This is a genomic window from uncultured Porphyromonas sp. (assembly GCF_938046015.1).
Taxonomy (GTDB): Bacteria; Bacteroidota; Bacteroidia; order Bacteroidales; family Porphyromonadaceae; genus Porphyromonas.
This window is the reverse complement of sequence record NZ_CALIXW010000036.1, coordinates 73,810-85,817: the sequence shown is the minus strand read 5'-3', so window position 1 is coordinate 85,817 and position 12,008 is coordinate 73,810. Positions and strand designations below refer to the sequence as shown.

Below are 12,008 nucleotides of genomic sequence, written 5' to 3'. Positions count from 1 at the left end.
GGCTACCCAGGGTTTGGTCACCCTTACAGGGCTACGCACCCTGGGCTCTGGAGGGATTGCCCCTATAGGGGCTTAGCTCCATCTGACAGCAGTTCTCTGAGAATTTAGTGAGCCCCACTCTATACAATCATAAGTGAGAGCCCAATGACAAGCTAGGCATCTAGCACTTACTCTGCTGACACGTCGGTACTGGAACTTAGCCGAGCTCTCACCAAGATTAAGTACCTTTGAATACCATCAAACATCTTAGTACATCATGAGTAAGTCTACACCTCGAGGCCGCAAGGCACGCAGCCTACTCCTGGCAGCAGCACTCGGCGTCTCTTTCCTCGGCCATGCCCAAAGCAACTATCAGCCTAGCCAAAGTAATCTAGAGGCACGCAAAGCCTTCCGTGACCACGGCTTCGGCATCTTCCTCCACTGGGGGCTCTACAGCACCTTCGCTCAGGGCGAGTGGTACATGACCGTTGCGAATATCAACCATGCCGAGTACGCCAAGGCCGCTGCGGGCTTCTATCCCAGCCGCTTCGACGCCGACGCTTGGGTAAAGGCGATCAAGGCCTCGGGCGCAGGCTACCTGACCATCACCTCACGCCATCACGACAGCTTCTCCCTCTGGGACACGAAGCAGAGCGACTATAATATGGTGCGCGCCACACCCTTCCGCCGTGATGTACTACGCGAGCTGCACGATGCCTGCCGCCGCCATGGACTTGGCTTCCATATCTACTACTCCCTACTCGACTGGAGCCGTGAGGACTACTACCCCCTCGGCCGCACGGGACGAGGCACTGGCCGCACCAAGCACGGCCAGTGGTCGAGCTACGATGCCTTCATGAAGGCACAGCTCACCGAGCTCGTCCGTGACTACGATGCCGACGCGATCTGGCTGGACGGAGAATGGGACCATGACCAGAACCCCAGCTTCGACTGGGGCTTCCCCGCTCTATACAGCCTCATCCATCAGCTCAAGCCAAGCTGCCTCATCGGAAACAACCACCACGGCACGCCGCACGCAGGGGAGGACTTCCAGATGTTCGAGCGCGATGTCCCCGGCGCTAATACCGCAGGACTCTCAGGCCAAGCCATCAGCAAGCTCCCACTGGAGACCTGCCAGACGATGAACGGGATGTGGGGCTACAAGATCGCCGACCAGAACTACAAGAGCGACACGACGCTCATCCGCCTGCTCGTATCCACTGCGGGCCGTGACGCCAACCTCCTGCTGAACATCGGCCCCGAGCCCTCGGGCGCCCTACCTGCGCTTGCCCTCGACCGCCTGAGTAAGATCGGCGCCTGGATGCAGCGCTACGGAGCGACCGTCCGCGGCGTGCGCGCTGGACTACTCCCCCCACAGGAATGGGGCGTGACGACGCAGCGAGGCAAGACCCTCTACCTGCACATCCTCGACTGGAGTAGCCGCCTGCTCTCGCTCCCCCTCACCACGCCTGTCAAGCGCGTCATCAGCTACGACACGCAGCGCCCCATACGCTACCAGCAGTCCAAGGATGGGTTGACCCTGAGCTTCGACCAGGCCCCCTCCGCAGCCAACGCCGTCGACTACATCGTCCAGGTAGAGCTACGCTGATGAAGTACCTGATCGAGAACTGCGCTGGCAGCGCCCTCAGCGCCCTACGCGCCCAGGAGGGCGGCGCCCAGCGTGTCGAGCTCTGCGCTGCCCTGAGCGAAGGCGGACTCAGCCCCTCCTATGGTGAGGTCAAGCTGGCACGTCGCCTCATCGACATCAAGCTCCACGTGCTGGTACGCCCACGCTCGGGCGACTTCCTCTACAGCCCACTGGAGGAGGAACTGATGCTGGAGGACATCCGCCAGTATCTAGCCCTCGGCGTGGATGGCTTCGTCCTCGGCGCCTTGACGCCCGAGGGGGATGTTGACTGCCCGCTGATGGAGCGCCTCATCCGAGCTACCGAGGGACGTCCCGTGACCTTCCACCGTGCCATCGATATGTGCCGTGACCCGCTCGAGGCGCTCGAGGACATCATCGCCCTCGGCTGCCAGCGCGTCCTCAGCTCGGGGGCAGCCCTCACAGCCCTCGAGGGTGCGCCGCTGCTGCGTCAGCTCGTGGAGCGCTCCGCAGGGCGCATCCATGTCATGCCCGGCGGCGGCATCACGCCCGAGAACATCCAGCAGGTGGCCCTCGAGACAGGCGCCCACGAGCTACACCTCTCGGCGCGCAGCCCCGTAGCCAGCGCCATGCGCTACCGCAACCCTCGGGTCAGCATGGGCGGCGGGGACAGCGTAGACGAATATGCCCAGCTCCTCACCGACCCGAGCAAAATACGCGCTGCCCGCCTCGCACTCGAGCAGCTTCCCTAAGATCATCCCTCACCCCTACACTATGAAAGCTCTTCTCCTTAGCCTCGGGCTCCTCAGCCTGCCGCTAGCTGCCGGTGCCCAGACGCCGAAGGCGCGCACGACGCAGCTGCAGCAGGACTTCACCTTCAAGCAGCGCAGCTTCCCTCGAGGCGGCTTCTTCGATATCTTCCAGCAGCAGCTCCAGCCCGCCGAGCGCTCGGCTCTAGAGTTCCTCTACGCCTATATGCCCTCCAGTGACCTGCTGAACCGCAGCGGGGACTACTATCTGGCCAACGTCCGCACGACCTTGCGGGCACGCCAAGAGCTGCCCTGGGGCAAGGCGATCCCCGAGCGCGAGTGGCGGCACTTCGTCCTGCCCCTGCGCGTCAATAATGAGGCGCTCGACGACTTCCGCACTGCTCGCTACGCCGAGCTGCGGGATCGTGTGCGCGGGCTTAGCCTACGTGAGGCCATCCTTGAGGTCAACCACTGGTGCCACGAGCACGTGACCTACAACCCCAGCGACGCGCGTACCTCTTCGCCGCTCTGTACCCTTGCCTCGGCGACGGGACGCTGTGGGGAGGAGTCGACACTCTTGGTGGCTGCCCTGCGCACCATAGGCATCCCTGCCCGCCAGGTCTATACGCCACGCTGGGCGCATACGGATGACAACCATGCCTGGGTAGAGGCCTGGGTCGATGGCCGCTGGCACTTCCTCGGTGCTTGTGAGCCTGAGCCGGTGCTGGATCTGGCGTGGTTCAATGCCCCCGTGTCCCGCGCGATGCTCGTCCATACCAAGGCCTTCGGGCGCTACGATGGGCCCGAGCCCGTCATCAGCCGCACGCCGACCTACACCGAGATCAATGTCATCGAGGGCTATGCCCATGCGGCGACCTGCCTCGTAGAGGTACGGGATACGAAGGGCCGACCCGTGCCGCACGCCGAGGTGGAGTTCAAGCTGTACAACTACGGTGAGCTCTACACCGTGGCGCGCCAGCGCTGTGACGCCCAGGGACGCACGCGCTTCACCTCGGGGCAGGGCGACCTCATCGCCTACGCCAGCCAGCCTAAGGGCAGCAGCTACGTCTATGGGCTGAAGCAGGTGCGCTTCGGTCAGGATAAGTCCGTGCGCCTGGTGCTGGATCGTCAGGCAGGCGAGCGGCTGCAGCTCGACCTCAAGCTGACGCCTCCGAGCGAGGCAGCACGCTATCCCGAGGTCAGCGCCGAGGCACGCCAGCGCAATACCCAGCGCTTCGCCTGGGAGGACAGTCTACGTACCCACTACCTGGACAGCCTACATGCCGAGCAGGTCTTCGGTCTCGACGCCCGAGCCAATGCAGGCGTTCTGCGCCAGTTCGTCGAGGAGTCATCAGACAAGGCTAAGGCCCACGCCCTGCTTGCTGTGCTCTCGGCCAAGGACCTCCGCGACGTGCCTCTCGCCGTGCTGCGTGACCACCTCCAGCATAGCCAGTCCCAGCCCAGCATCGCGGCCGACAGCGCCCTCTGCATGCGCTACGTCTACAACCCACGCTTTGCCCACGAGGCACTGACGCCCTACAAGGCGGCGCTACGGCAGGCACTCCCGAGCGAGCTGAGGCAGCAGTTCGACCGCAGCCCCGAGGCGATCGTCGCTTGGTGCCGCAAGGAGATCAGCCTGGACAAGGACTTCAACCCGCTCGGCTACCCTACCGAGCCGCTGCAGGTATGGCGTAGTCGCCGCGCCGACAGCCACTCGCGGACGCTGCTCTGCCTCTCGCTCCTGCGTAGCTGCGGCTGGGCGGCGCGCCTCGAGCCCGTCACAGGTAAGGCGCAGTATTACCACGGGGGGCAGTGGCAGGACTTCGCCCTCGAGGAGGTAGCCGCCCCTAGCTCCGTCAGCCCGCAGGGGACGCTTCGCCTGGCCTACCAGGACAACGGCATCCTAGACAACCCGAAGTACTACTACCACTTCACCTTGAGCCGCTTCGACCGATCGGGGCGTCTGCACCTACTGAGCTACGACGAGGATGCCAACGGTCTGGAGCAAGGCAGCGCGTGGCGTCCTACCTTTGAGCGCGGCACCAAGCTCGACGCGGGGCAGTACCTCCTCGTCTCGGGTTCACGCCTAGCGGACGGCAGCGTACTGGCACAGCTGCGTAGCCTCGACATCAAGGCCGGGCAGGAGCATAGCGACAGCCTCGTGATGCGCCGCGACAGCACCGCCATCGCTGTGCTGGGCAACTTCAGCTCCGAGAGCCGCTACCGTCCCCTTAGCCTTGGCGAGGATAAGAAGCTAAGCCCCGCCGCCGAAGAGCGTAGCCTGCTGAGCAGCACGGGGCGCGGCTACTACGTGCTCTGCCTCATGGATGCGGGCAGCGAGCCGACCAAGCACGCCCTCCGCGATCTCATCGCCGAGGCTCCCGCACTGGAGCAGCTCGGCCGTCCCATCGCACTCCTCTTCCCCGACAGCACCGCAGCGGCAGGCTACCGCCCCGAGGATCGCGCTGGGCTGCCGCAGCAGACCTTCTTCGGCCTCGACACTGAGGGACTGGCCAAGCAGCTGACCGAGCGCTTCAAGCTACGCGCAGGGCTCTACCCCATCATCGTCGTGGCCGACACCTTCGACCGCGTGGTCTTCGTCTCGCAGGGCTATACGATCGGCCTCGGACGCCAGCTGAGGGAGACGCTCACGCGCCTGACCCAGGCCAGCTCTGCCTGCGAGCGCGGCGGCTGCACCAAGGACTAAGCACCCCCGTCGAAGGCTTGCAGCACGCGCTCGCTTAGCCTTCGGCAAAAAGTGGCTAATCTTTTGACAAAAAGTGGCTAATCTTTCCGCAGAAAGATTAGCCACTTTTCTTATGCCCTTAGGAGAGCTCGGGAGGCGCCAGCACCTAGGGCTCGATGCCGTTAGGACAAGCTCGGGGAGGAAGTCTCCTTAGATGGGGCGCACGCGCTAGGGCTTGACGTCGAAGGTACGACGGCGGAGCTGGAAGTCCTTACCGAGGTACTTCTCGCGGACGACTTCGTTCTCCGCGAGCTGCTCGGCCGTGCCCTCGTAGAGCACCTTACCCTCGAAGAGGAGGTAAGCCCTATCGGTGATACTCAGCGTCTCGTAGACGTTGTGGTCGGTGATGAGGATGCCGATGTTCTTATGCTTGAGCTGCGCCACGATGCTCTGGATGTCCTGCACCGCGATGGGGTCTACCCCAGCGAAAGGCTCGTCCAGCATGATGAACTTAGGGTCAATGGCCAGGCAGCGCGCGATCTCGGCACGGCGGCGCTCGCCCCCAGAGAGGCGATTACCTTGGTTGGTGCGTACCTTCTCTAGGCGAAACTCCGCGATGAGCTCCTCCAGACGCGCCTGCTGCTCGGCCTTCGTGCGGTCGGTGAACTCCAGTACCGAGAGGATATTGTCCTCCACCGACATACGGCGGTAGACGGAGGCCTCCTGCGCTAGGTAGCCGATGCCTGCGCGGGCACGCTGATAGACGGGATACTTCGTGATGTCCTCATCGTCGAGGAAGATGCGCCCCTCGTTGGGCACGACGAGTCCCACGGTCATGTAGAAGGTCGTCGTCTTGCCCGCCCCATTGGGACCAAGGAGCCCGACGATCTCCCCTTGCCCTACTTGGATGGACACGTGATTGACCACGGTACGTGTGCGGTAGCGCTTGACGAGGTTCTCTGTACGTAGTATCATATAGCGAGCATGGATAAGGCAAAGCGCCTCCGTCAGTCTACGCGTGAGACCGGCGGAGGCGCTAAGCGTGTAGCCTATTTACTTAGCCTGACGAGCGGCACGACCCTCAGCGAAGACCTCAATGGCATCGAGGCTCATCCCCATGGAGCTGAAGCCCCCGTCGTTGAAGAGGTTCTGCATCGTGACCTTGCGCGTCAGGTCGCTGAAGAGCGTGATGCAGTAGTCAGCGCAGTCGTTGGCGTCGGCATTGCCCAGGGGCGAGAGGTCCTGAGCGAAGTCCAGCAGGTCGCTCATGCCCTTGACCCCACTACCTGCGGTCGTGACCGTAGGCGACTGAGAGACGGTGTTGATACGCACGCCCTTCTCACGACCATAGATGTAGCCGAAGCTACGAGCGATGGACTCGAGCAGGCTCTTGGCATCGGCCATATCGCCATAGCCTACGAAGGTACGCTGTGCCGCTACGTAGGTCAGTGCGACCACCGAGCCACCCTCGGCGATAGCGTCCAGCTTCTTCGCCACCTGGAGCATCTTGTGGAAGGAGACGGCCGAGATGTCGAGGGTCGTCTGGAGCATCTTGTAGTCGAGGTCATCGTAGGAGCGGCCCTTACGTACGTTGGGGCTCATGCCGATGGAGTGCAGGACGAAGTCTACCTTACCGAAGGACTTGATCGCCTCCTGGAAGACGACCTCGAGTTCTTCCTCCTTGGTAGCGTCTGCGGGGACGACCTTAGCGCCGAGCTTCTCACCCAGTTCGTTGAGCTGTCCCATACGGACGGCTACAGCGGTATTGGTCAGGATGATCTCAGCACCCTCCTCTACGGCACGCTCTGCGACGCGCCATGCAATGGACTGTTCGTTGAGGGCACCGAAGATGATCCCCTTCTTACCTGCTAGCAGATTGTAGCTCATAAGTAGCTTGTATTTTGTTATTGAATGATCGTAATGACTATAGCACAAAGATACAAAAAATGTGCAAGCCCGCTAGGACAAGGCTGCCGAGGCCGTCTGCCCTTAGCCCTGAGCATAGGTTTTTATAAGGAAGAATCCACCTTCCTGCGCCTCGCTACAGCACGGAGGTCCAAGGCCAAGTGCCAAGCGAATAACGCGCCGAAACCCTTAGGAGCAAGCGCCAAGAAGCGCCGCCTCCCGCAGGAGGCCAGCCCCGAGCTATCAGTGACGCCTTCTGAGGGATATCCCTCAGCTCCTTGAAGGGTATCAGTCACGCCTCTGATTCCTATCAGTCAGCACGCTGAGGGATATCAGTCAGGAGGGGCGGACATAAGGGAGACAAAGCTCCCCCACTATACACGCCACGCGCACACGTCCAAGGCGAGCGATACAAGGGGCTGAATGCAAGAGTATAGTCGTAAAGGGAGAGCAGCAAACCCAAGCAAGAAGGAGCAAAGGCGGCCTTAGATTTTGAAAAGTCGAAATATATGCTTTAATTTGTGCTCAGTGTAGGGTCACAACTACACAATATAAGTCTTACCCCAGTAACAAGAAGGAACTGCCTATAGAAGCAACTGTACATATCTAAAGCAAATAAGTAAGTCGGACTCACCCGGTTCTAATGCGCCCCGCGGTGCAAGAGGGCTGGGACAAATACCCAGACGACAATGAGAAGATATGCAAGTCAGAGCGACGACCAGCTGGTACAGCTCTACGCTACAGGATGCAACGAGGCGTTCAACGAACTACTCCACCGATACGACTCCTACGTCCACACCTACATCCGCTACTCGGTGCAGGACGAGGACCTAGCCGAAGATATCTTCCAGGATACCTTCATCAAGGTCATGACGACCATCCGTCAGGGGCGCTATTCGGCTGAGGGGAAGTTCAAGAGCTGGATCTCCCGCATAGCCCATAACCTCATCATCGACCACTACCGTCGCCTCAAGACGCGCGGACAGGAGCAGATGATCGAGGACACGCAGAGTGCCGACGAAGCGCTCTTCACGCTACAGCTACCCGCAGACGAGCTGTCGGCGGAGGAGCAGCTGATCCGCCATGAGCATATCAGCGAGCTCTCCAGAGGACTGGCGAAGCTCTCCCCCGAGCAGCGCGAGGTCATCCGCCTGCGCTACTGGGAGGAACTGAGCTTCAAGGAAATCGCCGAGAAGACCAACGTCAGTATCAACACCGCCCTGGGGCGCATGCGCTATGCACTAGCACATCTGCGCCGTCATATCCAGGCCTAAGCCCGCTCCCCTACCCCGTGCTCCGCTCCCTACTCCTCGGCTGCCTCGCAGCACTGCCCCTCCTCGGGGCTGGCGCCCTCTCGGCGCAGGAGCTCACGCGCCACGTCCAGCATCAGCCCTACCTCGACCTACGCAGGTATTATCTCGGGCTGAGGATAGGGCTACACAGCAGGGATCTACAGCTGCGCCCCTCGGGGCTGAGTGATCACGAGGGCCGGGTACTCATTCCGCAGAGTCCCGACTATCAGCCAGGCTTCAGCATCGGGGTCATCGGCGGATTGACGCTCACACCTGGGCTGGAGCTTCGCCTCGTGCCGACACTACACCTAGGGAGTGTCTCCGTCAGCTACACCGATGGCCTCAGCGAGCTGCTACGTACCGATCCTCGGAGCTCCTCGCTCCAGCTCCCGCTCGAGCTGAAGTGGGGGCTACGGCGCGGGAATATCCGCCCCTTCCTCCTCACGGGGCTCTACACGGACATCGAGCTCGGGGGACGGCAGAGTGACCTTCTGCGCCTTCGCCCGCTGAGCTACGGCTGGAGCTCGGGGCTAGGCTGTGACCTCTACTTCAGCCGCTTCAAGCTCTCGCCCCAGCTTAGCCTACACTATGGCCTAGGAGATGCGCTCCTGCGCGACCGCCCCGAGCAGGAGGGAGACCGCCGCCGCTACTACACCGAGGCTATAGCGCACGCACGGGCACGAATGCTCCTCTTCAGCCTCAGCATCGAGTAAGCAAGCAGGAGCAAACAGCAAAGGCAGCGCCCAGCTTAGCCCCATGAGGGACTGAGCTGGGCGCTGCCTTTGATCGTATAGTGAGACTAGAGTCGAAGAGGCTCCGAGGAGTGACGAAGTGCTAGCCGCGAGGAGCTAAGGGAGCGGGGCCTTAGACCTCCCTCCCCTCGGGGGCTGCACTATAGTCGCGCGTACAGAGCTCCCAGCTGAGCTGGAGCCAGACAATAGTCGGGAAGAGCGCCTTGAGGGCGTAGGGCTGGATCAGCTCGGTGCGCAGCGCGCGCGGGAAGAGATCCGAGGGCGAGAGACTGCTGAAGACAAAGACCAGCAGCATCAGCAGCTGCTCCCAGCGCCCGCGCCGCCAGGGGGCGGTGGTATACCACAGCACAATCCCCACGAAGGGGATGATGTAGGTACTCGACTCGCTCCCCGTACTGAAGAGCACGAGGAAGAGGAGCGCCGAGGAGAGGATGCCGTAGCGGAAGGCGAGGTGTCGATACTGCCCGATACGTAGGTAGGGCAGGCCGAAGACGACAAGCCCAGGCAGGATCAGCCAGAGGTCAGAATAGCTGGCGATGCCCGTCACCTTGCGCACCATGCCCAGCAGGGAGACGTTCTGCATCAGGGAGAAGAGGTTCTCCCCATTCTTGACCGCTAGGCGCTCCGCCCACTCCTGATACTGCCCCAGCACGTAGTCGGGCGAACTGAGGAGCATGGGGCTGACGAGGCAGACCACCGACCACAGGGCGAGCCAAAGGATGAAGCGCGGCTTGCGCTGCACAAAGAAGAAGAGCGCCAGCCCTACGATCCCGTAGAGCTTGACAAAGGTGCCCACCACGATGAGCAGTGCTGCGAGCCACTCCTGCCTGCGCTCGATGGCTGCGAAGGAGCCCACGAGGATGGCGGCGATGGCGATGTTGAACTGCTGCATCTGCAGCGCCGTGAGCAGCTCATGGGCGCAGAACCAGTAGACGAAGGCCTGCTTGCCCTCCGCCAGCGGCAGGTAGCGCACCGCGCAGTAGAGGCCTAGCGAGAGCACGACGAGCCAGAGCAGCAGCCCCAGCACATCGGGCACGACGGCAAAGGGAGCGATGACGAGCGAGAAGAAGGGACCGTAGTGATTGTGGTCGAAGTACTCCTCGGGGTACTCGGCATAGAGCGAAAGCTGCTGCGTGAGGTGGTCGAAGACGCCTCGGAAGATGAGGAAGTTGTTGTGCCGCGCAGGGGACATCTTCGTCAGCCCAGCCACGAGTGCGAGCAGCGTCCACAGCCCGAGGAGGGTGCGTGGGCTGCGGAGGAAGGGCTGGGCCAGCAGTCGCTGAAGGCGCTGCAGTGCGCTAGGCTTAGTGCTCTGTAGGTCGGTCATGATGCTTGAGCTGCTTGGCGATGTGATAGCGAGGGCGTGCCTTCACCTCCATATAGATCTTGCCGATGTACTGCCCCACGACCCCGAGGGAGAAGAGGAGCATACTCCCGATGAACCACAGCGAGAGCATGAGTGAGGCCCAGCCCGGCACGGAGCGGTGCTCGACATAGGAGACTAGCACGTACACTGCCATAGCTACGCTGATGAGGAGGCTCAGGAAGCCCATAGCGATGATCCAGCTGATGGGGCGCGTCGTGAAGGAGGTGATGCCATCCATGGCAAGGATCAGCATCTTGCGCACCGTGTACTTGGAGCTACCTGCCACGCGGGCGCTGATGTGGTCATCGACCTCCGTGGCGGGGAAGCCCAGCTGCGCGATGAGTCCGCGCAGATAGAGGTTGCGCTCGGGATAGGCCGCTAGGGCACGGAGGGCGGCCTGGCTCAGCAGGCGGAAGTCGGCATGGTTGTACACCGCTCGTATCCCCATCGCACTCTGCAGGCGATAGAAGGCCAGCGCGGTCGTACGCTTCAGCCAGGGATCAGCCTCACGGGTCTTCTTCACCCCGTAGACGACGTCGTAGCCCTCCCGATAGCGGTCGATCATCGTCTCGATAGCCGCGAGGTCATCCTGCAGATCGGCATCGATCGTGATGACGGCATCCGCCTCCTCCACGGCCTCGAGCATCCCCGCCATGATCGCGGACTGGTGGCCTACGTTGCCCGCCAGGCAAAGTCCGTTCACCTCCTCATAGCGCTGGTGCAGCTCCTCGATGAGCTCCCAGGTGCGGTCTCGGCTGCCATCATTGACGTAGAGGATATAGCTCTCGGAGGCTATCTTAGCCTGCTGGACGAGCTGCCGCAGGAGGCTCGTGAGGCGCTCGGCTGAATAAGCAAGGATCGCCTCCTCGTTGTAGCACGGGGAGACGATCACGAGCTTGGGTACGATGGGTCTATTCACTACTTGATCGCGAAGGTAGAGCTGACGGTGATGCTAGCGGTCTTGACCTTCGAGCTGGTATTGAAGGAGCCGCCCCAGCTGAAGTCCTCGTCGCTATTCTCACCGACGATCTGGAAGACGCCCATAGAGGAGCGCTCTAGGCTCCCAAGCTGACTGTCGCTACCCTCGGCCACGACCTTAGCGCGGTTACGTGCGTCCTCAGCCGCCTCCTTGAGCATCTGGATCTTCAGCTCGTTGAGCTTTGTGTAGTAGTAGCGAGGAGCACCAGACTCGATCTCTATCCCTTGGTTGATGAGCTCAGAGATCTGTCGCGACACGGCCTCGATAGAGTGGATGTCTTTGGAGGAGATGGTGACAGTCTGCTTCAGCAGGTAGCCACGGAAGGTCGAGACCACGCGGCTACCCTCAGAGTCATAGAAGCTATCATGCTGCTTGGTGATGTCCACACTGCTGTAGGTGATGGCATCAGCAGGGATCTGCTTGGACTTGAGGTAGTCGGCGACGGCCTTCTGCCTCTCCTTGAGCTCGGAGTAAGCCGTCGAGAGGGTAAGCGACTCGCTGTTGATGGTTGCCGTCCAGACAATCAGGTCCGAGGTGAAGGTACGCTCAGCCTTACCCGTCACAGCGATGGTCTTAGCGCTGCGGCTACGGAAGCCCTTCATGCCCCCCGCCAGAAGGAAGACCGAGAGGACGAGTGCCACAGCGGCGATGGCGCTAGCGGCAATGAGGTTACGATTGATCTGCATAGGATGAT

10 protein-coding genes are annotated in these 12,008 nt (G+C 61.8%); 5 read left to right on the top strand and 5 right to left on the bottom strand.

Features of this window, described 5'->3' with window-relative positions; all coding sequences use genetic code 11:
* Positions 1-256 precede the first annotated feature (256 nt).
* The 3 genes from Q0248_RS04380 to Q0248_RS04370 are packed head-to-tail and all read left to right on the top strand — an operon-like array spanning position 257 to position 5,041.
* Positions 257-1,588, top strand: coding sequence for an alpha-L-fucosidase (locus Q0248_RS04380; RefSeq protein WP_299320146.1), 1,332 nt, complete (start codon positions 257-259; stop codon positions 1,586-1,588).
* A complete protein-coding gene (locus Q0248_RS04375) occupies positions 1,588-2,337 on the top strand; it encodes a copper homeostasis protein CutC (RefSeq protein WP_299320144.1) in 750 nt (249 codons plus the stop codon). The genes Q0248_RS04380 and Q0248_RS04375 overlap by 1 nt, the downstream gene beginning before the upstream one ends.
* A gap of 22 nt (positions 2,338-2,359) precedes the next feature.
* The gene (locus Q0248_RS04370) at positions 2,360-5,041 is read left to right on the top strand and encodes a transglutaminase domain-containing protein (protein WP_299320141.1); all 2,682 of its coding nucleotides are present in this window, start codon (positions 2,360-2,362) and stop codon (positions 5,039-5,041) included.
* 207 nt (positions 5,042-5,248) lie between these two features.
* On the opposite strand, the gene lptB is transcribed toward Q0248_RS04370, so the two are convergent.
* Positions 5,249-5,995, bottom strand: a complete 747-nt coding sequence (gene lptB, locus Q0248_RS04365; protein ID WP_211789272.1) for an LPS export ABC transporter ATP-binding protein — start codon at positions 5,993-5,995, stop codon at positions 5,249-5,251.
* 78 nt (positions 5,996-6,073) lie between these two features.
* The gene (locus Q0248_RS04360) at positions 6,074-6,907 is read right to left on the bottom strand and encodes an SDR family oxidoreductase (RefSeq protein WP_299320139.1); all 834 of its coding nucleotides are present in this window, start codon (positions 6,905-6,907) and stop codon (positions 6,074-6,076) included.
* A 707-nt stretch (positions 6,908-7,614) separates the two neighbouring features.
* On the opposite strand from Q0248_RS04360, the gene Q0248_RS04355 reads away from it, so the two are divergent.
* Positions 7,615-8,199, top strand: coding sequence for a sigma-70 family RNA polymerase sigma factor (locus Q0248_RS04355; protein ID WP_299320136.1), 585 nt, complete (start codon positions 7,615-7,617; stop codon positions 8,197-8,199).
* Between the two features lie 17 nt (positions 8,200-8,216).
* A complete protein-coding gene (locus Q0248_RS04350; protein ID WP_299320134.1) occupies positions 8,217-8,930 on the top strand; it encodes a porin family protein in 714 nt (237 codons plus the stop codon).
* Between the two features lie 151 nt (positions 8,931-9,081).
* Here the strand turns inward: Q0248_RS04350 and Q0248_RS04345 are convergent, their stop codons facing one another.
* Genes Q0248_RS04345 through Q0248_RS04335 form a run of 3 tightly spaced genes read right to left on the bottom strand, consistent with a single transcriptional unit; the run spans position 9,082 to position 12,000 of the window.
* Positions 9,082-10,296, bottom strand: a complete 1,215-nt coding sequence (locus Q0248_RS04345; protein WP_299320132.1) for a glycosyltransferase family 87 protein — start codon at positions 10,294-10,296, stop codon at positions 9,082-9,084.
* Positions 10,274-11,254 (bottom strand): glycosyltransferase family 2 protein, encoded by a 981-nt coding sequence (locus tag Q0248_RS04340; protein ID WP_299320130.1) that lies wholly within the window; start codon positions 11,252-11,254, stop codon positions 10,274-10,276. Before Q0248_RS04340 ends, Q0248_RS04345 begins: the two co-directional genes overlap by 23 nt.
* Positions 11,254-12,000, bottom strand: a complete 747-nt coding sequence (locus tag Q0248_RS04335) for an SIMPL domain-containing protein (RefSeq protein ID WP_299320129.1) — start codon at positions 11,998-12,000, stop codon at positions 11,254-11,256. The genes Q0248_RS04340 and Q0248_RS04335 overlap by 1 nt, the downstream gene beginning before the upstream one ends.
* Between the last annotated feature and the right edge of the window lie 8 nt (positions 12,001-12,008).